Origin of the sequence: Actinoallomurus purpureus (genome assembly GCF_024055795.1) — a bacterium.
In the GTDB taxonomy this organism is placed as follows: Bacteria; Actinomycetota; Actinomycetes; order Streptosporangiales; family Streptosporangiaceae; genus Actinoallomurus; species Actinoallomurus purpureus.
This window is the reverse complement of sequence record NZ_JAMXMY010000001.1, coordinates 821,061-842,564: the sequence shown is the minus strand read 5'-3', so window position 1 is coordinate 842,564 and position 21,504 is coordinate 821,061. Positions and strand designations below refer to the sequence as shown.

The following is a 21,504-nucleotide window of genomic DNA, read 5'->3' as shown; positions in this document are numbered from 1 at the left end:
ATGGTCACAGGTACGCCGGTGGGGTCGGGCGGGTGTCGTCCCAGCGGTATCGCAGGTGGTCCTCGACGGCGATGACGCCGTCGACGGCTTCGATGGCCTGCTGGAGGGCCTCGGCGGTGGAGCGGTGCCGCACGGTTCCGCGGAGGGTCACCGTTCCCTGGGCGACGGTGACGGTGAACGGGTCGGGGCCGAGGGCGGGAGTGTCCTCGATGACGTCCCGCATGATCTCCTGGCGGATGTCCTCGTCGGTGCGCCGCCAGGGTGCGGTGTGCTGACCGGTGGCGTGTCGATGGTGGTGGGCATCTGTGGCTCCGTCCCGTGGCGGTCGTCCCCCATCGAGGTTTCCCGGCGGTGGGTTGGGGTGGCAGTGGCGAAGGTCCCGAGCGGGAGGGCCTTCGGCCATCGCCTGTTGTGCCGGGTGTGGTGACAGGCCGGGGGCGGGATCCGCAGGGGGCGGTTCTGGTGGCGGTACGCCGGCGTGTTCCGGTGATCGGTGGAACGTGGTGGGCGTCGGCCGGTGGGTGGGTGTGGCCGGTGCTCTGAGGCTGGAGGCGTTTCGTGATCGGCTGGTGATCTTGCTCCGGCTGGTACTTCGGGGAGCTGCGGGCCGTCAGGGGTGGGCGCATCGGTCGAGCAGCCGCAGCCGGGTGTTGTGCAGGCGGTCGAGCAGGATGGCGGTGAACCGGCGGGTCAGCTCGAAGCCCAGGGCCGGGTCGGTGACGCACAGGGCCCGTACCGTACGGCCGTCCAGCACGATCGCGCGGACGGGTTCGGCGGCGACCGCTCCGAACCGCCATTCGTACGGCGGGAACAGCCAGGACCATCCCAGCACGGTGCCCCGGCCGAGTGATTCGATGATGACCAGGCCGCGGCCGGGGATGCGCAGGTCGAGGGTGACGCGGCCGGCCTGGATGAGCCAGAACCGGTCGGCGCGGCCCCCTTCCTCGAAGAAGCGGTGCCCGGCCGGCTGGTCCGCGTAGTGGGCGGCCATGGCCAGCCTGTCGACGTGCCGTGCGGGCATTCCCCGGAAGAACTCATGGCCCGCCAGGGCCGTTCCCGGCAACGTCATCATGGTCGTTCATCTCCTTTTGAAGGTGCGGGCGGGTGCCCGTGGGCGGGATCGTCGCCGCTCTTTCAGCGTCCGTGGGGCCGGTGTGGGCTCAGAAGGGCCGAAGGTCCCGCCGGCCGGGGCCGCTCGGCTCTCTCCTGTGGGGCCGGCGGCGGCGATCGTGGGTGGTGACACGAGGAGGTCGTCATGCACGTTGTTCCGGGACCCAGATATGTGATCACGGGTTTCGACGGTTCCCCCAACTCGGTCGCGGCGCTGCATCGGGCGGCGGCGGAGGCCCAGCGCCGGCATGCCCGTCTGGACGTGGTCCAGGTCGTCCCGGCGTCCGAGGGGTTGTGGCGGTGGGGCCGGGCATGGTTGCGGCTGCGCGAGCAGGTCGCCCGGCTCCTCCCCCGCTCCCAGCACGTGACGACGCGGCTGCGGATCGCGCGCGGCGAGCCCGGCGAGGAGCTGGCGCGGCTGGCCGAGCGGGCCGAGGTGCTGGTGGTCGGTGCGCGGCTGAACTCCCGTAACGGCGACCCGCTCGGTGGTGATACGGTCCCGGCGGTCCTGTCGACGTCACCGTGCGAGGTGATCGTCTGTGAGGGTGAGACCCGCCAGGACGCGTGAGCGCCGGTGTGGTGCCCGGCCGTGTGGCGGGGGCGTCTCCGTCCTCATGTCTCGGACCTGGCGGTGGCGCGGTTTCGGCGACCGGGCCACGCCGAGCGGGGCGAGCTCGGCGTGGCCCGTCCACATGCTCTGTGGTCTGCGTAGTCGCCGAGCTTGAGCACAAGGCAGGATTTGCAGATGAACGGAGTCACGATCGGGCAGGCGGCGGCATTCGTCGGCGTCACGGTGAAGACGGTGCGGCACTACCACAAGCTCGGCCTGGTCGAGGAGCCGGAACGCGACAGCTCCGGTTACCGGCGGTACGGATCGGCCGACCTGTTGCGGCTGGTGCAGGTCCGGACGATGGCCGCCGCTGGGGTGCCGCTGGCCGAGATCGGGCCCCTGTTCGGCGCCGACGCCGCGCTGTTCGCCGCCGCGCTCGCCGACGTCGAGCGGCAGCTCACCGAACGGATCGAGAAGTTGATCGCGCGGCTTGACACGCTGCACCGGCTCGCCGATGGCGACCGGGCTCTGCTGCCCGACCGCGCTGTGGCGCTGCTGGAGCGGATGGCCGGCCTCGGCTTCACCGCGGACGAGGTGGCGGCCACCAGGGAGGGCTGGGTGCTGGCCAAGGCCCTGGTCCCAGAAGGTTTCGACGACTACCTCAACCATGTCGAGCACGCCCTGCAAGACACCCGGTTCGTCGCCTTGATCAAGCGCGGCGCCGAAGCCGCGGCCTGGGAACCGGACGACCCGCGCATCGCCAAGCTCGCCACCGCCATGGCCGACCACTACCTCGCCAACCCCGCACAGCTGAAGACCGTGACCGGCCTGCAAGCCCGCACCGAGGCCGCGACCCGGTACCGGCTCATCAGCCGCTTTGGCAATCAGTCACCAGCCGGGGCCCGGATGGCCGATCTTATCGAGACCAAGCTCCGCTCCGCGGGTGTCCCCATCCCGCACCTCTGACGGCGGTCCGGCACCCCGGCCGCAGAGCGACAAAAACGGCCGCGGCCGATCACGATGAGGTGATCGGCGGTCAGCGCCATCTCGCTCATGAGGTGCGTGATCGCCAACATGAGCGTGGCCGACTTCACGGAGACGGCGCGTCTCTGGAGGAGGCGTATTTGAGGCTGACCGACGGGGCCGTCCGGGCGGAGTCATGATCCGGGGTCTGCTGCGGGCCGAATGGATGAAGCTCCGGTCGGTCCGCTGGACGTATGCGGCGCTCGGCGTCGCGGCGCTGCTGGCGATCGGGTTAGGCGTTCTGGACACCTTTTCGGTCGCGCATCACCGGGCGACGATGACCGCCGCCGACAGGGCGGGCTTCGACGCGGTCTCCGAGACGTTCAACGGCGGACAGCTCGGCCAGCTCGCTTTCGGGGTGCTGTTGATCAGTTCTGTTCCTGTGCGTGCTGACACTGGTGAGCCTGGGACTGGGTGGCCTGCTCCGGCACGCGGCGGGCGGGACGCGGCGATGTTCGCGCTTACCTTCTTGGCCTGGCCCGTCGCCCGTGCGTTGGAGAGCTGGTCCTACCTGCCCGATCACCTGTTGCTGGCCAACGCCGCGGACGTGTTGACCAGGGCCACTCCACCGGGCGGCCCGCACGCCGCCCGGCTGCCCTCGATGGGGATCGCGTGGCTGGACCTGGCCCTCGATCTGGTGGTCTTCCTCGCCCTGGGTGCCTGGCGGACGACCCGCGATCCGTGAGGGCCCGCGGAATCCGAAGCCCGCGGTGGTCTCGGTGGCTTCCTGCCGGTCTGCCCGGTGCTCGGGTTCGCGGACGGCGCCTGTCGTACGCGGCTCGATGCCGCGTACGGTGGGCGCCGTCCGCACGGCCCGGCGGGCGCGGGCGGACGGCGCCCACAACGGGCTTGTCAGGGTCACGGTGGGACGGAACGGGGTACGGCGTCGGGCGTGGGTTTGCCCGTCCGCCGAGAAGTCTCGGCCGGGCCGGCGCTGCCCGGCCGGGCGCCGTTCCGAGCGGCGGTGGTCAGGAGGCGTCGTTGTCGGGGCGGAGGCAGACGCAGAATGGGTGACCGGCCGGGTCGAGCAGCACCCGCCAGCGGTCGCCGCCCGGCTGGAAGTCGGGCCGGGAGGCGCCCAGTTTCACGCAGCGGGCCTCGGCCTCGTCCAGGTCGTCGGCGTACAGGTCGAGGTGGTAACGCTTGGAGGAGTCCGTGTCGGGCCAGTTCGGCGGCCGATAGCCGTCCACGCGGCCGAAGCCGACGTTGGTCGCCCCGTCGCCGATCATGGCGTACGTGCCGTCGCTGTAGGTGATCGGCATGCCGAGGACCTGGTGGTAGAACTCGGCGAGCGCCCCGGGATCGGCGCAGTCGAGGTTGACCATGGCGAGAGAAGCGATCGCGGTCATGGGTACCGCCTTTCGTTCGTCGGTGATGGTCCGATGATCCCGGAGATACCTGACATCTTCTGGCAGTCTTCCGGCGCGGTCACAGGTCCGTGTCGACGAGGGTCCGGGCGCCCCGGCGGAGGGAGGCCTGTCCACCGGTGGCCGCCGCGACCCACGCCTCGAACACCGCCAGCTCCGCCTCCGGCACGGCGACGTCCATCTCGGCGCGGGGACCGTAGCGGGCGCCGGTGGGCGGGTACGGGGAGGCGTGCAGGTCCCGCTGGAGCCGGCCGGCCCGCTCGTGTCCGACGGTGACGGTGACGGTGACGACGGGGCGGCGCTCGACCATCCCGACCGCGTCGATCGTCTCGGCCACCGCCTGGCCGTAGGCGCGGACCAGGCCGCCCGCGCCGAGCTTGACGCCGCCGAAGTACCGGGTCACCACTGCGGTCACGCCGGTCAGGCCGCGGCGGGCCAGGACCTCCAGCATCGGCAGGCCGGCGGTGCCGGCCGGTTCTCCGTCGTCGCTGTTGCGCGTGATCTCCCCGTGCTCGCCCAGGACATAGGCGGTGCAGCTGTGCGTGGCGTCGCGGTGGGTGCGGCGGCGCTCGGCGATGAACGCGTGTGCGTCGTCCTCGGTGACTACGCGGGCGAGGGCGCAGATGAACCTGGACCGGCGGATCTCCAGTTCGTGGACGCCGGAGTGCTTGATGGTGCGCATATCGCCTCCCACGGTAGAGGGGGCGCCGCCTGCGGGGGCCGCATGGACGCCACGGACGGTAACGGCCGCTGCCTCGCCGTGCCGATCCGCCGGTGCTGCTTCACCGCAACGTCATCGTGTCCGGGCGTGAGTAGTTGCGGTACAGGAAGTCCCGGTGAGATTGATCATGGTCGGCCAGCACACCGGCCAGGGGCGCCGCTGGGGCACCGCGAGACGGCTCACCCAGGCTCATCCACGAGAGCCCCAAAAAAAATCGGACGGCGATGTCGAGAACCCGCGTCCGGCTCCGTCCCCGGGGTGAACGCGACCACAATGGGTCGCACGAGCACCGAGGAGAACCACGATGGCCAAGTACCTGCTGCTGAAGCACTACCGCGGCGCCCCGGCTTCGGTCAACGACGTGCCCATGGACCAGTGGAGCCCGGAGGAGATTTCGGCGCATGTGCAGTACATGAACGACTTCGCGGCCCGGCTGGAGAAGACAGGCGAGTTCGTTGACGGTCAGGCGCTCGCCCCCGAGGGAGCGTGGGTCCGCTACGACGGTGAGGGGCGCCCGCCGGTCACCGACGGACCGTTCGCGGAGACCAAGGACCTCATCGCCGGCTGGATGATCATCGACGTCGACAGCTACGAGCGCGCCATCTCGCTGGCCGGGGAACTGTCGGCCGCCCCTGGGGCGGGCGGGAAGCCGATCCACGAGTGGCTCGAGGTGCGCCCGTTCCTGGCCGCGCCGCCCACCATCACGGAATGACCTCATCGATGAACGAGGCCCTGCTGAGGAGCCTCACGCCGAGCGTGCTCGGGATCCTCGTCCGCCGCGGAGCCGACTTCGCGGCGGCCGAGGACGCCGTGCAGGACGCGCTGGTCGAGGCGGTCCGCGGCTGGCCGGCCGACCAGCCGCGGGATGCGAAGGGCTGGCTGGTCACCGTGGCCTGGCGCCGGTTCCTCGACGCGACCCGGGCGGACGCCGCCCGCCGCCGGCGTGAGGACCTCGTCGACGAGGAGCCGGCGCCCGGGCCCTCGCCCGCGGTGGACGACACGCTCCAGCTCTACTTCCTGTGCGCCCACCCGTCGCTGACGCCGTCGTCCGCGGTCGCGCTCACGCTGCGCGCCGTCGGCGGGCTGACCACCCGCCAGATCGCCCAGGCCTACCTGGTGCCCGAGGCGACCATGGCGCAGCGCATCAGCCGGGCCAAGCGCGCCGTCTCCGGCGTGCGGTTCGACCAGCCCGGCGACGTCGCCACCGTGCTGCGCGTCCTCTACTTGGTCTTCAACGAGGGCTACTCCGGCGACGTCGACCTCGCCGCCGAGGCCATCCGGCTCACCCGGCAGCTCGCGGCCGCGATCGACCACCCCGAGGTGGCGGGGCTGCTCGCCCTCATGCTGCTCCACCACGCCCGGCGCGCCGCCCGGACCGCGCCCGACGGCAGCCTGGTGCCGCTCGCCGAGCAGGACCGCGGCCGGTGGGACACTGAGTCGATCGCCGAGGGCGTCGAGATCCTGCAGGCGGCCCTCGCACGCGACCGGCTGGGCGAGTTCCAGGCCCAGGCCGCCATCGCGGCACTCCACGCTGACGCGCCCACCGCCGAGGAGACTGACTGGGTGCAGATCGTCGAGTGGTACGACGAGCTCGCGCGCCTGACCGACAGCCCGGTCGTCCGGCTCAACCGCGCGGTGGCCGTCGGCGAGGCCGACGGATCGCGCGCCGGCCTGGCGGCGCTCGTGGCGCTGGACGACTCACTGCCCCGCCACGCCGCGGTGGCGGCGTACCTTCACGAGCGCGGCGGCGACCTGGCGACGGCGGCACGGCTGTACGCCGAGGCGGCCCACAAGGCACCCAACCTCGCCGAGCGCGACCACCTGACGCGCCAGGCCGCCCGGCTCAACGCCCGCCGATGTCGCTGACGGGTCGCGCTCGGATTATCCCGCGGCACTGGGCACGCCCCTGTGGCCAGAGCGGTCGCCTCACAGTGAGTAGGCGGGTCAAGACCAGCTGCAAACGCGTTGCCGGCGGGGAAACTCAGCTGCGACGACATGTGCGCTGGAGGCGTGGTGACTTGGTGTCGCCCCGGTCGGCGGCTGGCACACCGCGACCGTCATGGGGCACCCCTTCGTACGAGAGGACAAGTCCGTCCACCTCGCACGCACGGTTGAGCCGGCAGAACTTCGTGTCGCCATCGGCCCGCAAAGCGACGCAAGATCAATCTCACTGGGATTTCCTGTACCTCAACTACTCACACCCGGTGTCCGTCGCGGTGTCTGAAGTGGTGATTCGTATCCGGCATACGCGAAGATGCCGATGTGCGCGGCCCGGTGCCCTCACCCACCGGGCGGGGTGAAGATCTCCGGCAGGCTCCGCAGGGCGGTGTCCAGCTCGATCAGCGCCGTACGGACGCGGTCGGCGGGTGGGGCGTCCGGCGAGGCGGGTGCCGCCTCCTCCCCCACCGCGGCCGGGCGGTGGCCGGGGTCGGCCCGGCGGCCGACGGCGCAGCGGGCTTGGGTCAGGTCGGCGGCGACGGCGGCGTTCAGGCGGAGGATGTCGGGGGCGGCCAGCACGTCGCCGTGCTCGGCGGCGCAGCGCGCGATGGTGTGGACCGGCCCGGCGCACCGTCGTACGGCGTCGATCGCGTCGGCGGGGTGGGGACGGCCGGTGCGGCGGAGCCTGCGGTGGGCGCGCAGCGGTCCGGCGATCTGCTCGAGCCGCCGCACGCCGGCGTCGAACCTGACCTGGTGGTCGGAGAGCCGGCCCGGGTCGCGGCGCGCGGCCGACAGGAACTCCCCCAGGGCGGCCAGCGCGTCGGCGGTGCGGCGACGCAGCACGTCGATGGACCGGACCGGCAGGATCAGCCAGGACGCCGCGACCCCGAGCACGGCGCCGACGACGATCGCCTCCAGGCGGGTGGCCAGCAGGTCGGGGGCCGACTGGCCGAAGTAGCCGTAGAGCAGGGCCAGTACCGCGGTGACGCATCCGGCCCAGTAGGCGTAACCGAAGGGCCGCAGCCAGGTGGCCACGGCGAGGACCGCGAAGATGACGATGATCGAGCGGGAGTCGTGTGCGCCGAACATGCCGGCGATCACCGTGGCGGCCGCGGTGCCGGCCGCCGCGCCCACGGTGCGCAGTACGCCCTTGTGGAGGACGTCCGCGCGTCCCCTCGCCCCGCTGCACACGACGAACGCGGTGAGGACCACCCAGGTCCAGTGCGCGGAGAACGCCAGGTGGCCGGCGGCGAATCCGGCGCCCACGGCACCGCCCATCTGCAGGCTCATCCGGGTGCTCGCGGACGGCCGTAGCCCGCCGCTCGCGCGGGCCGGCGCCGGTGGCGTGTACGCCGTGGCCGGGCGGGTGAACCCGGTGCGGTCCGCGGCCCACCGGGTGGTGAGTCCCCAGAACGCGGCGATCAGCGCGACGAGCGCCGCCCACAGGTCCCGGTCGTGGCCGGAGGGGGGACCGCCGGGCGTCTGCACGACGAGCACCGCGATCAGCGGCAGTACCGCGAGGGTCCCGGCGCGGGTCGCTCGCGGCCCGAACCGCCGGACCGCGATCGTGGCGCAGATCAGTGCGGTGAAGACGGTGTCGCCGACGGCGGGATGGCCGGACATGAGGGAGGAGGTCTCGGCCGCCGCGACGGCCACCGGTGGCAGGACCGCCAGGGTGATGATCCGGTCGGCCGTGTCGGCGGTGGATCCGGTGCGCGACAGGGTCAGTGTCAGCGCGACTGCCTGGACGAGGACGTCGACGTGCAGGTGCGCGGCGTGTTCGAGGAGCAGCGCCGACCCGTACGCCGCCGGCGTCGCGGTCATGGCGACGGCCGCCGCCCGCAGTGCCGCCAGACCCGGGTCCGAGCGTCGCGCGGCGGTGACGCAGCACAGAATGCTACGCGATATGTACGATATGAAGGGCGTGGACCGGCGAAATCTCGTCTCGCTCACGCCAGTATAGTAAGTGATAGCGTAGCAATATGACCAAGGGCTACGAGGACGCCGCGCTCGTGCAGAGCGCCGCGCAGGTCCGCCAGGGCGTCATCCGCCTCGGACGGCGGCTGCGCGCCGAGCGCTCCCCGGAGGCGCTCAGCGTGAACAAGCTCGGTGTCCTGAGCCACCTGCACCGGCACGGCCCGGCCACCGCCGGGGAGCTGGCCGCCGCCGAGCACCAGCGGCCGCAGTCCCTCACCCGCGTCTTCGCCGAGCTGGAGCAGGCGGGCCTGATGACGCGGATCCGGGACGAACGCGACCGCCGCCAGTCGGTGCTGGCCATCACCCCGGCGGGGACCACCGCGCTGGCCCGCGACATGGCCGAGCGCGACGCGTGGCTGGCCTCGGCCATGGCCGGGCTGTCGGACACCGAGCGCCAGGTGCTGCGGCTGGCCGGGGCGCTGATGGACCGGCTCGCCGACGACCCGCCCCGTCCCGCCCGGCACCCGGCCCGGCCGGGCGCCGGTGACCGACCTGCCGCTCACTGACGGGATCTTCCATGCACTGGTCCGAACACGCCGTCTGGTGGCACGTGTACCCCCTCGGCTTCACCGGGGCCGAACGCCAGGCCCTGCCTCCGTCCGCGCCGCCCGTGCCCCGGCTGTCCCGCCTGGCGAACTGGCTGGACTACCTCATCGCCCTGGGCTGCAACGGGCTCGCGCTCGGCCCGGTGTTCGCCTCGCAGACGCACGGCTACGACACCGTCGACCACTTCCGCGTCGATCCGCGGCTCGGCGAGGAGGAGGACCTGCTCCGCCTGGTCGCGCAGGCGTCACAACGCGGGGTGAAGGTGCTGCTCGACGGGGTGTTCAACCACGTCGGCCGCGGGTTCCCCGCCTTCGCCGACGTGGCCGCGCACGGCGCGGACTCGCGGTACGCCTCCTGGTTCCGCGCCACCCCCGACGGCGACTACCGGACCTTCGAGGGCCACCATCGTCTCGTCGCGCTCGACCACGACGAACCCGAGGTCGCCGACTACGTGGCCGGCGTGATGACGCACTGGCTCGAGCGCGGCATCGCCGGCTGGCGGCTGGACGCCGCGTACGCCGTGCCGCCGTCGTTCTGGCGTACGGTGACCGATCGGGTGCGGGCCCGGTTTCCCGGCGCGTGGCTGGTGGGCGAGGTCATCCACGGCGACTACGCCTCTTATGTCACCACCGGCGGGCTGGACTCGGTCACCCAGTACGAGCTGTGGAAGGCGATCTGGAGTTCGCTCAACGACCGGAACCTGTACGAGCTGGCCTGGGCCCTGGACCGGCACAACGCGCTGCTGGAGACGTTCGCGCCGCACACGTTCGTCGGCAACCACGACGTGACCCGCATCGCCAGCCGCCTGCTGGACCGGCGTCATCTGGAACACGCCCTGGTGATCTTGTGCACGGTCGGGGGGATCCCGGCGGTCTATTCGGGTGACGAGCAGGCGTTCGGCGGGGTCAAGGAGGAGCGGGAGGGCGGTGACGACGCGATACGCCCGGAGTTTCCCGGCGACCCGGGCCTGCTGGCCGGGCACGGCCGCCCGCACTACCGGCTCCACCAGGACCTCATCGGGTTCCGGCGGCGGCATCCGTGGCTGGTCCGCGCCCGTACGACGGTGACGACGCTGACGAACACCCTGATGGTCTACACGGCCGGGGACCAGGACCGGGGAGTGGCGGTCGCGTTGAACGCCGCCGACGCGCCCGCCCAGGCCGACCTGCCGGCGGGCGAGTGGCGGCACGCGGCGGGGGCCGGGCGGATCGAGGGGTCGCGGGTGAGCCTGCCGGCGGCCGGCTGGGCGATCGCGACGCGTGGTTAGGCGGCCGGTCCCGCGCCCGCGGGCCGGCACGGACCGGTCCGCTCGGCGAGGAGGTCCTCGTACACGCCGGCCTTGTAATCGACCAGGTCGAGGCACCGGGTGAGGTCGCCGATCTGGGCGGTCACGCGTTCTCGATGCCGGCGCAGGAGGGTGAGGCGCTCCTCCTCGTTGCCGTCCCCTTCGCGGACGAGCTCGGTGTAGCGGCGGATGTCGGGCAGCGGCATCCCCGAGGCGCGCAGGATGACGCAGACGGTCAGCCACTCCACGTCGTTCTCGCTGTAGACCCGGCGGCCGCCCGGGTCGCGCCGGACCGGATCGACCAGGACGCCCTCGCGCTCGTAGAAGCGCAGCGCGTGCACACTCAGGCCCGTCCGCTCGGCGACCTGCCCGATCGTCAGGTCCGATGAGGTCTCCGGCATGCCGCCCAGCGTAGGGCGTGCCGCCGGACCGGCCGAACCCGTGCCGTCAGCGTGGGGTCCGAGTAGGAACGGAACAGAAAACCGGTGCAGCCGTCAAATCTTTTGACGGGCAGTGAGAAGGGCAGCTTTCGTCCCCTCGTCGGCTTCGGCGAGGGCCCGGTACACCGAGGCGACCGAGGGGTGCTGGTCCTTGTTCTTGCCGCTTTTGATGGCGAGCTTCTTGGCGATCTCGGGGACGGGGACGCCCTTGTCCTTGAGCGCCTGGGCGAAGGTGAGCATGTCGTCGTCGATAACCTTGGGCCGTCCGCCATGGTTGCCCTTGGATGCGGCGGACACCTGGCCCTCCAGGGTCTTCTCCCGGATGTAGTTGCGCTCGATCTGTGCGGCGGCGGCGAGTACGGCGAAGAACATGGCGCCCATGCCGTTGGGGTCGTGGATGCCGGTGAGCGGTCCGGTGAGGAGTTCGAGCTGGACGCCGGCGGCCTGGAGCTGGCCGGAGAGCGTCATCAGCTCGGCTGCGTTCCGCGCCAGGCGCTTGAGCTCATGGACGGTGAGGATGACCTCCTGGTCGGGGGCGGCCTCCTTGATGTCGTACGCGAGCTTCAGCGCCTTCTCCAGCTCGGGCCGCGTTTTGATCCTCGTGCTGATCTTTTCGGAGTAGACGCTCTTGCAGTCGGCGCGGGCGAGCGCGTCGAGCTGGCTCTGCAGTTCCTGCGTTGCGGTCGAGCAGCGGGCGTACCCGATCCGGATGGGCCTGGCCGGCGGAGCGGCGGGCATCTCCTCGACCGGCGGCCCCGGCTTCCACGTTCGTCCCGGGCCGCGGTCTTCGGGAACAAGAACTTCGAGTTCTTCGCGGAGCGCGGGCACGAGGATGAAGCGGGCGGTGTGGTACTTGGTGGCGGTCTTGCCGCCGCGGGTGCGGCACGGACTCCCGGCAGGGACTTCGCACTTGGGGCAGTCGTGGCGTTCTACCGCATTTGCGGCTTGATCGGGCGTCAGCTGCATGAGATCAGGCTCTCAGAAGTGCTTCGCAGAACACCCGGGTTTTGACAGGAGTTTTGCGAATGGCGACCTGCGGAAACGTGGTCGCTCGGAGCCTGTTCTCAGAACTCTCGCATCTGGTCATTTCTGAGAATGCCCTTGCGTCATGCGGACGTGGCGGCCTGGTTCCGCGTGACCGCGCCGGACGTGGCACCCCGTATTGGGGGGTCAGGCGCGGCGGGCGGCCCAGACGGTGCGTTCGGTGCGTACCGTCAGGTCGTCGCGGCGCAGGATGCTGTGCGGGCTGGTGGTGTCGAGGAGTCGGTCGAGCGCGGAGAGGTCCTCGGGGGAGAGCCTGTCGGCGATGACGCTGCGGATGCGCTGCAGGACGCCGAGGGCGTAGCGGCCGATCGCTTCGCTGCGGTCGCCCTCGATGTCTACGGCGATGGTGCGTTCATCCTCGACGGTGAAGCCGGCGGCGGTCAGCATCGGGCCCCAGTCGGCGCCGCGGTGGGGCATGTGCTCGGCTTGGCGGCGGTCGGCTGCGGCGTGGACGCGCTCTTCCAGGCCGGGCCGGTCCGTGGGGGCATTCTCGGGTAGGAAGCGGGGGTGGCCGGCCAGTTCGACGACGGCGAACAGGCCGTTGGGCGCGAGCGTGTCGTGGACGGTGCGCAGCGCGCGCTCGGGGTGGGCCATGTGGTGCATCGATGCCGATGCCCAGATCAGGTCGGGCGAGCCGAGGTCGGGCCAGGCGTCGTCGTCGAGGTCGGCCTGCACGGTGCGTACGCGTTCCTCGACGCCGCGGGTGCACGCCTTGGTGCACAGGCGCTGAAGGTGTTCGGCGGACGTGTCGACGGCGGTGACGTGCGCGTCGGGGAAGCGGTCGAGGAGAGCGAAGGTGCCCGTGCCCGTGCCGCAGCCGAGGTCCACGATGTGGCCGGGGGCGGTCTTCAGTGGCAGCGACGCGGTGATGGAGGCGGTGTGCTCGGCGAGGACCTCGGCGTCCAGGTCGAGGATCTCCGCCTGGCCGCTGGTGTCCTGCTCGTGGTGGTGGCCGTGCGAAACGCCGTGGTGGGGGGTGTGCGTGTGTGCTTGGTTCATGCTCTTCACCCTAGGTCGACCATGCGTCAGAGGCGTACTGTCTCCCTATTTGCGCAAGACGATGGCCGTAGGTACTGCCTGACGCGCAAAAGGGCACCGCTGCGGAGGTCGTCGTGTGGCTCGCGCCGTCATTCGGGAGGGCCTTGAGCGTCGCTGCCGTCGCCGTCGTCGCGCTGGTGGCCGCGGCGGGCGTTGTGGTCGAAGAGGCCCAGGATCTCGCAGGGTCCGCCCTCGGTGCCGATCGCGTGCGGCATCATCGTGGGGAACTCGGCGGCCTGGTTGGTCTCGATGCGGAAGCGGCGCTGGCCGAGCATGAGGATCGCGGTGCCGGACAGTACGACGAGCCACTCGCGCCCCGGGTGGGCGCGCATGCGGGCGGGATTGTCGGGCGGGGGGTCGGTCAGGCGCTGGCGCACCACGCTCATGCCGGGGTCGGCCTTCAGGGTCCAGCGCATCCGCCCGTAGGTGCTGTCGACCGTCGGGCTGGTGATGACGTCGTCGGTGGCGGTCTCCACGAGCTGGTCCAGCGTGGTGTCCAGGGCGCGGGCGAGGGTGACCAGCTGGTCCAGTGCGAGGCGGCGCTGGCCGTTTTCGATACGGCTCAGCGAGGACTGACTGAGGTGGGAGCGGGTGGCCAGTTCTTCCAGTGACAAGCCCTGCGCCACCCGCAGGGCGCGGATGCGTTTGCGTACGAGGCTGTCCAGCTCTCCCCTTTCTTGCGTCATGGGCAACATTGTATGCCTTCGGTGCAATGTGGGGTTAGCGTCGTGTGCAGATGGTCCGCAGCGTCTGGGGCCACGCACGATGAAAGAGTAGGAGGACATGGCTGTGACGACTTCTCCATACGCGAGCGACGCACTGCCTGGTGGGACCGTCGACGCGGTGGTGATCGGCGGGGGCGCCGCGGGGCTGAACGGTGCGTTGATGCTGGCCCGCTCCCGCCGCTCGGTCGTCTGATCGACAGCGGCTCCCCGCGCAACGCGCCGACCGCGGCCATGCACGGCTTCATCGTGCTGGACGGCACCCCGCCCAGCGAGATCCTTCGGCGGGGCCGGGAGCAGGTACGCCAGTACGGCGGACACATCGTCTTCGGTGAGGTGGCCTCTGCCGCCCCAGCAGACGGGGACTTGCGTTTTTCCCTCGCGCTGGCCGACGGCCACAGCATCACCGCGCGCCGCCTCCTGGTGGCCACGGGTCTGCGCGACGTGCTGCCCGAGGTGCCCGGCCTCGCCGAACACTGGGGAGCCAGTGTGGTGCACTGCCCGTACTGCCACGGCTGGGAGGTCCGTGACCAGCCCATCGGCGTCCTCGCCACCGGCCCGGCCTCCGTCCACCACGCACTCCTGTTCCGCCAACTGACCGAGGACCTGACCTACTTCACCCACGGCACCCACCTGGACGAGGACACCCGCGCCCGCTTCGCCGCCCGCAACATCCCCATCGTCGACACCCCGGTGCAGGAGGTCGTCAACCACGAGGACGGCACCCTCGCCGGGCTGCGCCTGACCGGCGGCCAGGTCGTGGGCCGCCGCGTCCTCGCGGTCGCCACACAGATGCAGGCCCGCGCCGAGGGCCTGGACGCGCTGAAGCTGCCCATGGAGGACCTGCCCGACAACATGGGCCGCCGCTTCGCCTCCGGCATGGCCGGCACCACCGAGGTGCCGGGCGTGTGGGTGGCCGGCAACGCCACCGACCTTGCCGCCCAGGTCGGCGCCTCCGCCGCGGCCGGCGCCCTGGCCGGCGCCCACATCAACGCCGTGCTGGCCACCGCGGACACCGACGCCGCGCTCGCCGCAGCACAGGGTGAGACACCCGCCCCCTGACATCCCCTCAGGGCCCCGGCCGACCGCCCGCCCAACCCGCCCCACCCCGTTCACCCGCCGACCGGCCCTGCCCGGCGTCAGCTCGGCATGCCCATTTTGTGAGGAATCCATGAGCACACCCCAGCCCCCACAAGCCACGCCAGCCAGAGGCGAAGGCAGCCCGGACGCGCGTCAGCTGCGGACGGTCCTGATCGCCGTCTCCCTCGCGCTGATGTCGGTCATCGCCTCGGTGTTCGGGCTGAACGTCGCGCAGACCCACATGGCCGTGGAGTTCGGCGCCTCGCAGAACACGATCCTGTGGATCATCATCTACACCCTCGCCCTGGCCGCCCTGCTGCTGCCGCTCGGCGCAATCGGAGACCGCCTGGGCCGCAAGCCCATGCTCCTCGCCGGACTGGGCGTCTTCGGCGTCGCCACCGTCGTCTCGGCCCTGGCCCCGACGGCGGAGGTGATGATCGCCGCACGCGTCGCCAGCGGTATCGGCGCCGCGATGATCATGCCGATCACCCTTGCCGTCATCACCTCCACCTTCCCCGAGGAACAGCGCGGCAAGGCGATCGGCGTATGGACCGTCGCCGGCGGCGGCGGCATCCTGGGTATGTTCCTCTCCGCCCTCCTCGTCGACGTCGCCACCTGGCGCTGGCTGTTCGCCCTGCCGGTAGCCCTGATCCTCGCGGCCCTGGCCATGACGGCGAAGTCGGTTCCCAACTCCCGCGAGACCTCGGCCCACCGCTTCGACACCGCCGGCGCGCTGCTCTCCACCCTCGCCGTGACCGGCCTCATCTTCGTCCTGCAAGAAGGTCCCGAACGCGGCTGGACCGCCCCCGTCACTCTGATCAGCCTCGCCGTCGGTCTCCTCGCGGCCATCGGCTTCGTGGCCTGGGAGCTGCACCGCCGCGACAGCGCACTGCTGGACGTGCGGCTGTTCCGCAAGCACGGCCTGAGCGGCGGCTCGATCACACTGCTGGTGGTCTTCGGTGTCCAGGCGGGCATCGGCGTGGTCCTCTTCCCGTTCTTCCAGGCCGTGCTCGGCTGGTCCGGGCTGCTGTCCACGGCCGCCATGATGCCCATGGCCGCCATGATGATGGCCACCTCCGGCTTGGCCCCCAAGCTCGCCGCGGGCATCGGTTCCCGCTCCACCATGGCGGCAGGCATCGCGCTGGCCGGACTCGGTCTCGTGCTCATGGCCCTGCTCGTCTCCGTCAAGGATGGCTACGTGTCCATCCTGCCCGGACTGCTCGCCATGGGACTGGGCATGGGCCTGTCGATGACCCCGTCCACCACCGCCATCACCGCGTCCCTGCCGCGCGCCAAACAAGGCGTGGCCTCTGCCCTGAACGACGTCACCCGCGAGTTCGGCACCGCACTCGGCGTCGCTCTGCTCGGCGCGCTGCTGGCCAACGGCTACCGCAGCGCCATCGACAACCGGCTGCACGGCATCCCCCAAGGAACCGCGGACACCGCGCGCGACGGCGTTGCCAACGCCGTCGAAGCGGCCGGCAACGCCGGCCCGCACGCCCAGGACCTGCTCCACGCAGCCCAGCAGTCCTTCGTCGACGGCTGGCAGCAATCCATGTGGGCAGGCGCCGCCGTCATGGGCGCCCTCCTCGTCTACATCGTCTTCCGCGGCCCCAAGAACACAACACCTGCGGTCACCGCCGAGGCCCTCGCCGCCCGCTGACCGCACAAGAGCCAGACGCACACCAGACACACCGCTCCGTGTACATCGCGTTCGCCGGCGCACGATCGGCCGACCGGATCCCGGCCCGGCCCGGCTGATCGTGCGCCGATTTCGTGACCCGGGCCATGACATGCAGCCACCAACGGCTCCCCGACCTCGGTGATCCGTGCCTTCAGTTGGCGTCTGCATGGACCGTGTTCATGCTCGTCCCCGGTGGGCTTGACGTCCCCCCTGGCCCTGATACGGCACAGTTCCCGCAGGAGAAACGAGAAAGGAAGGACCGACATGTTGACCATCGGGCTGATCGGCGGCATGAGCTGGGAGTCGAGCGCGGAGTACTACCGCCTGCTCAACGTGCCAAGTACGAGTCGATCGGTGTCACCGACCGCGGGCGAACCGTCGCCATCGACTTCGCCCCCGCGGTGTAGTCGGCTCGTCGTCGAGGGGCTCCGGCTCGTAGGCCGGTGCCGTACGGTCCGGCTCCAGCCCGATCTTGTAGGGGTGGACGCAGGCCGGAGTCCCCTCGGCGGTGTAGCGGAAGCCGTCGTCCGGGTTGAACGGCGCCTCGCGGTTGGGCCGGTCGTAGACCACGAACCTGCGGAGAAGCCCCATCTGCAGGCCGCTATCGACCAGGTCCGCGAAGGCCGGGCAAAGGTCCTGCTCACCGTGACCGTCTCGATGATCTCGCCGGTCTGTGCCGAGTACGACGCCGTGCTCGCCGACGCTCGCGCGGCCCGCGGACAGCTGGTCTGCACTGGCTGGAGTCCGCCGCCCGCCAAGTAGCCGCAATCACCCCATCACATGGGGTGATGCTCTGGGCTGAAATCAGGGATCACCTCACACACCGTCAGGTCACCTGGCACCGTCGCGCGCGAATCACGCCGACGGATCAAGGAGCGGGCCAGTGCCCACCAGCTTTCTGAGCGACGAACAGCGCAGGCGCTTCGGTCACTTCACCGTGGACCCGGACGAGGGACAGCTCGCCGGGTCCTTTCTGCTTGATCAGACCGCGCGGCGCCGGGCAATGGCCGCCCGCGGCCCGCGGAACCGGATCGGCTGGGCCGTCCAGCTCGGCACCATCCGCTACCTGGGCACCTTCCTGGAGAACCCAGAGCAGGTGCCCGCCGTGGTGGTCGGCTATGTCGCTGAGCAGCTCGGGTTGGACCCCGGTGAGCTCACGGGGTATGGCGCCGGTGAGGCCCGCTGGGACCACCAGGAGCAGATCCGCAAGGAGTACGGGTACACGAAGTTCGAGTTCGACCAGTGGTTCACGCTCGCCCGCTGGATGTACCAGCGGGCCTGGATCGGTAACGAGCGCCCCACCCTGCTGTTCGACCTCGCGACCAAGCGTCTGGTGGACAAGAAGGTGGTGCTGCCCGGGGTGACCGTGCTGGAACGCCTGGTCTCCGGCACCCGCGAGCGCGCCGAGAGGAGGCTGTGGGCCACCCTCGCCGCGGCTCCGACCACGGAGCAGGCCGCACGTCTGCAGCAGCTGGTCGTCGTGCCTGCGGGCAAGCGCCTGTCCGAGCTGGACCGCCTGCGCCGCTCGCCGCGCGACATCTCCGCCGGCGGGGTCGGCAAGGCCCTGGAACGCTACGAATCCCTGCGCGCCTTCGGCGGCAGTGCGTGGGACCTGGACGTGATACCGCCGGGACGGCTGCAGGCGCTGGTGCGGTTCGCCAAGGCCGCCCGCGCCCAGGCCGTCTCCGACCTCGCCGGGGACCGGCGCCTGGCCACCCTGGTGGCGTTCGCCGCGGTCATGCCGCAGCTCGCCGCCGACGAGGCGATCGAGGTCTTTGACCTGGTGATGGGCGACATCATCCGCAGCTCCGCCACCAAGATGACCAAGCAGAGGCTGCGGACGCTGAAGGATCTGGACGCCGCCGCGATCGAGCTGCGCAAAGCCTGGCTGGCGATCTGCGCGACGGCCGCCGACCCCGAGGGCGACGTACGCGCGATGCTCGACGCGATGGATGTCGGCCCCGTCCACGCCGCGGCCGACACCGTCAAGGTCCTCGCGCAGCAGCCCGACGACGGCGCCGAGCAGATGCTCGCCGCCCGCTACAACACCATCGCCCGTTTCCTGCCCGGCCTGCTCAAGACGTTCACCTTCGAGGCCAGCCCGGCGGGCGAACCGGTGCTGGACGCGATCGACTTCGTGAAGTCCCTCAAGGGCCGGCGCCGCCTCATCCAGGCATGGGAAGTCCCCGCCAAGGTCCTCACCTCCGCCTGGCGGCGCCTGGTCTTCCCACCCCCGCCGATGCCCGTGGGCAGCGTCGAGAAGCGCGCCCTGATCGTCGCCTCCGCCGAAGCCCTGCGCACGGCGCTGCACCGGCACGAGGTGTTCGTGCCGGGCCTGCGCAAGTGGGGCGACCCCAACGCCCGCCTGCTGAAAGATGCGGCGTGGGAGGCGGCCCGCACCCGGGTCTGCGAGGAACTCGACCTCGACCCCAAGCCCGACAAGATCCTCAAAGCCTGGACCGACCGGCTCGACAAGGCCCACCGGGAGTTCGCCGACGGCCTGGCAGCCAACCCCAACGTGCGCATCGAGCAGCAGGGAGGCCGCGACCGCATCATCCTCACCAGCCTGGACCGCCTCGCCGAACCCGACTCTCTGATCGACCTGAACAAGGAGATCGAAGCGCGCATCCCCGCCGTCGACCTCCCCGAGATCGTGCTGGAGGTCAACTCCTGGGTGCCCTACCTGTCCGACTTCACCCACGTCTCCGAGGCCAACTCGCGCATGGACGACCTTCAGCTGTCCGTGGCCGCGGTCCTCACCTCGGAGGCCACCAACGTCGGCATCGAGCCGATCGTCCACGACGGCGTCGACGCCCTCAACCGCGACCGACTGTTCTGGGTCGAGCAGAACTACATCCGCGCCCAGACCCTCTCGACGGCCAACGCCCGCCTGGTCGACTACCACATGCGCCTGCCCCTGGTGCAGGCATGGGGCGGCGGCGAGCTGGCCTCCGCCGACGGACTGCGCTTCGTCACCCCGATCCGCACGCTCAACTCCGGGCCGAACCCGAAGTACTTCGGCACCCGCCGGCGCGGAGTGACGTTCTACAACTTCCTCTCGGACCAGTTCAGCGGCCTGCACGGCATCCTGATCCCCGGCACCCAGCGCGACTCCTTCTACATCCTCGACGGCCTCCTCGAGCAGGAGACCGCGCTGCGCCCGGTCGAGATCACCTCCGACACACACGGCGCCAGCGAGATCGTCTTCGGGCTCTTCCGCCTCATGGGCTACCAGTTCTCCCCGCGCCTCGCGGACGTCGGCAGCGCCACCCTCTACCGCGTCGACCCGGACGCCGACTACGGCCCGCTCAACCCGGTCACCCGCGACAAGATCAATGTCAAGCAGATCACCACCCACTGGGACGAGCTGCTCCGCCTCGCGGGCTCCCTGCACTCCGGCACCATCAAAGCCTCCGAGGTCCTGCGCGTCCTCGCACCCGGCGGCAAGCCCACCCCCACCGGCAAGGCCGTCATGGAACTCGGCCGGCTGGACCGCAGCGCGTACCTGTCCACGTACTTCACCGACGAACTCCTGCGGCGCCGCGTCAACACCCAGCTCAACCGGCAGGAATCCCGCCACGAACTCGCCCGCAAGATCTTCCACGGACAGAAGGGCGAACTCAGGCAGTCATACAGAGAGGGTCAGGAAGATCAGTTGGGGGCACTGGGACTGATGCTCAACATCGTTGTCCTGTGGAACACGGTGTACTTCCAGAAGATCATCGCCGAGATGCGGGCCGAGGGCATCCACGTCCGCGACGAGGACATCGCCCGGCTCTCACCGCTGAAGTTCGCTCACATCAACTTCCACGGCCGCTACAGCTTCGCCCTGCCAGTCGAGGTCCAGGGCGGACAGCTCCGCTCCACCGCCAAGCCCGAGAAGACGACCACCACGGTCTAGGACAGCTCTCCGGCCGGCTCGTCCCTGCCCGCGGCCTGGGCGAGCCGGTAGCGGACCTTCTCGTGCGACAGGCCCACCTGACCACCGATCTGCCGCAGCCCCCAGCCCTCCGCCTTCGCCGCGGCCATACCCTCATCCAGGGCCGCGTCCGTCACCTCGTCCAGCGCGGCCCGCAGCCGCACGAGCAGCCGCAGCCGGATCGCCGGGGCCAGCTCATCCAGCCCGGCGCAGAACCGCGCCACGTCCGCCTTCAGGAAACCGATCGTCGGGTCGTCACTCATGGGCGCACCCTGGCAGCGCTGTTCACTGCCCGTCAAAAGATTTGACGGCTGCACCGGTTTTCTGTTCCGTTCCTACTCGGACCCCGTGGTCGGCGGCCCACTGGCGCAGCGATCGCGGCGGGACGCCGGTGATGCCCTCGACCGTGGAGGTCAGGACCGGCGGTGGCCCGGCGAGCATGGCGGCGTAGCCGTCGAGCAGCACGTCGACGAAGGAGTCGGGGAACGTCTCGTCGGCCGGCAGGCGCTGACGGGTCGCCGGTCCTGCGGGCGCGTGGCTCTCATCCGCGGCCGCCACCGCGCACGCCGATACGGACCCCTGCGGCGGCACCGGCCACCACACGTGAGCGCCCACCGCCGGGAGCCGCCCTCCAGAGCAGGCCGGCGTCACCGGCCGGCGGCGTCCGCTGTCCTACTCGAGACGGAGCGGGTCTTGCGGCTCTCCGGCGAGCGCCGGGGTCAGGACGGCGGCCAGCAGGCCGGGGAACCGGTCGTCCAGGTCGTCGCGGCGCAGGCTGACATAGCGCCGGCGGCCGTGCGGGACGTTGCGGACGACGCCGGCCTCGCGCAGCGTCTTCAGGTGGTGGGACAGGGTCGATTTAGGGATGTCGCCGCCGACGGGCTGGCAGGCCGCGACCTCCAGGGGGCCCTCGGCGAGGCGGCGGGTGATCTCCAGGCGTGCCGGGTCGCTGAGGGCGAACAGCACGTCGGTCAGGACCAGGTCCGCGGGGTCGGGATGGGGAAGCTCGCGCGAGGATCCACTCATGGTTCGATAATAGTTGAACAGTTTGGCATGCCGG

At 71.0% G+C, this 21,504-nt stretch carries 24 protein-coding genes; 11 read left to right on the top strand and 13 right to left on the bottom strand.

All coding sequences use genetic code 11. The annotated features are described in order from the left end of the window. Positions 1–4 precede the first annotated feature (4 nt). Together NE236_RS43265 and NE236_RS03950 are read right to left on the bottom strand one after the other, a co-directional pair. Entirely contained in the window at positions 5–403 is a 399-nt protein-coding gene (locus NE236_RS43265; protein ID WP_289849724.1) for a BON domain-containing protein, read from the bottom strand. 207 nt (positions 404–610) lie between these two features. After that, positions 611–1,072: a cyclic nucleotide-binding domain-containing protein gene (locus tag NE236_RS03950; protein ID WP_252840388.1), complete on the bottom strand. Its 462-nt coding sequence runs from the start codon at positions 1,070–1,072 to the stop codon at positions 611–613. Positions 1,073–1,255: 183 nt separating this feature from the next. On the opposite strand from NE236_RS03950, the gene NE236_RS03945 reads away from it, so the two are divergent. The 3 genes from NE236_RS03945 (at position 1,256) to NE236_RS03935 (ending at position 3,368) form a co-directional block, all read left to right on the top strand. Further along, positions 1,256–1,678: a universal stress protein gene (locus tag NE236_RS03945; protein WP_252840387.1), complete on the top strand. Its 423-nt coding sequence runs from the start codon at positions 1,256–1,258 to the stop codon at positions 1,676–1,678. Positions 1,679–1,855: 177 nt separating this feature from the next. Further along, positions 1,856–2,626 (top strand): MerR family transcriptional regulator, encoded by a 771-nt coding sequence (locus NE236_RS03940; RefSeq protein WP_252840386.1) that lies wholly within the window; start codon positions 1,856–1,858, stop codon positions 2,624–2,626. Positions 2,627–2,819: 193 nt separating this feature from the next. Then, positions 2,820–3,368, top strand: coding sequence for a hypothetical protein (locus tag NE236_RS03935; RefSeq protein WP_252840385.1), 549 nt, complete (start codon positions 2,820–2,822; stop codon positions 3,366–3,368). Between the two features lie 283 nt (positions 3,369–3,651). On the opposite strand, the gene NE236_RS03930 is transcribed toward NE236_RS03935, so the two are convergent. Both NE236_RS03930 and NE236_RS03925 read right to left on the bottom strand, forming a co-directional pair. Continuing rightward, positions 3,652–4,032, bottom strand: coding sequence for a VOC family protein (locus NE236_RS03930; protein WP_252840384.1), 381 nt, complete (start codon positions 4,030–4,032; stop codon positions 3,652–3,654). 79 nt (positions 4,033–4,111) lie between these two features. Next, positions 4,112–4,732, bottom strand: coding sequence for a YigZ family protein (locus tag NE236_RS03925; protein ID WP_252840383.1), 621 nt, complete (start codon positions 4,730–4,732; stop codon positions 4,112–4,114). 343 nt (positions 4,733–5,075) lie between these two features. Between NE236_RS03925 and NE236_RS03920 the strand changes: the two genes are divergently transcribed. Together NE236_RS03920 and NE236_RS03915 are read left to right on the top strand one after the other, a co-directional pair. Next, the gene (locus NE236_RS03920) at positions 5,076–5,483 is read left to right on the top strand and encodes a YciI family protein (protein WP_252840382.1); all 408 of its coding nucleotides are present in this window, start codon (positions 5,076–5,078) and stop codon (positions 5,481–5,483) included. An 8-nt stretch (positions 5,484–5,491) separates the two neighbouring features. Next, positions 5,492–6,637, top strand: coding sequence for an RNA polymerase sigma factor (locus tag NE236_RS03915; protein ID WP_252840527.1), 1,146 nt, complete (start codon positions 5,492–5,494; stop codon positions 6,635–6,637). A gap of 414 nt (positions 6,638–7,051) precedes the next feature. Here the strand turns inward: NE236_RS03915 and NE236_RS44295 are convergent, their stop codons facing one another. Continuing rightward, positions 7,052–8,662 carry an FUSC family protein gene (locus tag NE236_RS44295; RefSeq protein ID WP_252840381.1) on the bottom strand — a complete coding sequence of 537 codons (1,611 nt, stop codon included), beginning with the start codon at positions 8,660–8,662 and terminating at the stop codon, positions 7,052–7,054. 29 nt (positions 8,663–8,691) lie between these two features. Between NE236_RS44295 and NE236_RS03905 the strand changes: the two genes are divergently transcribed. Then, positions 8,692–9,192, top strand: coding sequence for a MarR family winged helix-turn-helix transcriptional regulator (locus tag NE236_RS03905; RefSeq protein ID WP_252840380.1), 501 nt, complete (start codon positions 8,692–8,694; stop codon positions 9,190–9,192). 11 nt (positions 9,193–9,203) lie between these two features. Continuing rightward, a complete protein-coding gene (locus tag NE236_RS03900) occupies positions 9,204–10,499 on the top strand; it encodes an alpha-amylase family protein (protein WP_252840379.1) in 1,296 nt (431 codons plus the stop codon). On the opposite strand, the gene NE236_RS03895 is transcribed toward NE236_RS03900, so the two are convergent. The 4 genes from NE236_RS03895 to NE236_RS03880 all read right to left on the bottom strand — a co-directional run bounded on the left by NE236_RS03895 (position 10,496) and on the right by NE236_RS03880 (position 13,725). Next, positions 10,496–10,918: a MerR family transcriptional regulator gene (locus NE236_RS03895; RefSeq protein WP_252840378.1), complete on the bottom strand. Its 423-nt coding sequence runs from the start codon at positions 10,916–10,918 to the stop codon at positions 10,496–10,498. The genes NE236_RS03900 and NE236_RS03895 overlap by 4 nt on opposite strands. Positions 10,919–11,011: 93 nt before the next feature. Next, on the bottom strand, positions 11,012–11,923 hold the full coding sequence (locus NE236_RS03890; RefSeq protein WP_252840377.1) for a recombinase family protein: 912 nt from the start codon (positions 11,921–11,923) through the stop codon (positions 11,012–11,014). 204 nt (positions 11,924–12,127) lie between these two features. Further along, positions 12,128–13,000 carry a class I SAM-dependent methyltransferase gene (locus tag NE236_RS03885; protein ID WP_252840376.1) on the bottom strand — a complete coding sequence of 291 codons (873 nt, stop codon included), beginning with the start codon at positions 12,998–13,000 and terminating at the stop codon, positions 12,128–12,130. Between the two features lie 128 nt (positions 13,001–13,128). Next, on the bottom strand, positions 13,129–13,725 hold the full coding sequence (locus NE236_RS03880; protein ID WP_252840375.1) for an XRE family transcriptional regulator: 597 nt from the start codon (positions 13,723–13,725) through the stop codon (positions 13,129–13,131). 103 nt (positions 13,726–13,828) lie between these two features. On the opposite strand from NE236_RS03880, the gene NE236_RS43255 reads away from it, so the two are divergent. The 3 genes from NE236_RS43255 (at position 13,829) to NE236_RS03870 (ending at position 16,504) form a co-directional block, all read left to right on the top strand. Beyond that, positions 13,829–13,957, top strand: coding sequence for a hypothetical protein (locus NE236_RS43255; RefSeq protein WP_289849717.1), 129 nt, complete (start codon positions 13,829–13,831; stop codon positions 13,955–13,957). Between the two features lie 38 nt (positions 13,958–13,995). Next, entirely contained in the window at positions 13,996–14,823 is an 828-nt protein-coding gene (locus NE236_RS03875; RefSeq protein ID WP_252840374.1) for an NAD(P)/FAD-dependent oxidoreductase, read from the top strand. A 109-nt stretch (positions 14,824–14,932) separates the two neighbouring features. Then, positions 14,933–16,504, top strand: coding sequence for an MFS transporter (locus NE236_RS03870; protein ID WP_252840373.1), 1,572 nt, complete (start codon positions 14,933–14,935; stop codon positions 16,502–16,504). A gap of 378 nt (positions 16,505–16,882) precedes the next feature. On the opposite strand, the gene NE236_RS03865 is transcribed toward NE236_RS03870, so the two are convergent. After that, positions 16,883–17,116: a hypothetical protein gene (locus NE236_RS03865; RefSeq protein ID WP_252840372.1), complete on the bottom strand. Its 234-nt coding sequence runs from the start codon at positions 17,114–17,116 to the stop codon at positions 16,883–16,885. 292 nt (positions 17,117–17,408) lie between these two features. Here NE236_RS03865 and NE236_RS03860 point away from each other — a divergent pair, with 292 nt between their 5' ends. Beyond that, on the top strand, positions 17,409–20,426 hold the full coding sequence (locus NE236_RS03860; protein ID WP_252840371.1) for a Tn3 family transposase: 3,018 nt from the start codon (positions 17,409–17,411) through the stop codon (positions 20,424–20,426). On the opposite strand, the gene NE236_RS03855 is transcribed toward NE236_RS03860, so the two are convergent. From NE236_RS03855 to NE236_RS03845, 3 genes are read right to left on the bottom strand one after another with little or no spacing between them, the layout of a single operon-like run. Beyond that, positions 20,423–20,707, bottom strand: a complete 285-nt coding sequence (locus NE236_RS03855) for a hypothetical protein (RefSeq protein WP_252840370.1) — start codon at positions 20,705–20,707, stop codon at positions 20,423–20,425. The genes NE236_RS03860 and NE236_RS03855 overlap by 4 nt on opposite strands. 22 nt (positions 20,708–20,729) lie before the next feature. Further along, positions 20,730–21,059, bottom strand: coding sequence for a hypothetical protein (locus NE236_RS03850; RefSeq protein WP_252840369.1), 330 nt, complete (start codon positions 21,057–21,059; stop codon positions 20,730–20,732). A 57-nt stretch (positions 21,060–21,116) separates the two neighbouring features. Beyond that, positions 21,117–21,470, bottom strand: a complete 354-nt coding sequence (locus tag NE236_RS03845) for an ArsR/SmtB family transcription factor (RefSeq protein WP_252840368.1) — start codon at positions 21,468–21,470, stop codon at positions 21,117–21,119. Positions 21,471–21,504 lie beyond the last annotated feature (34 nt).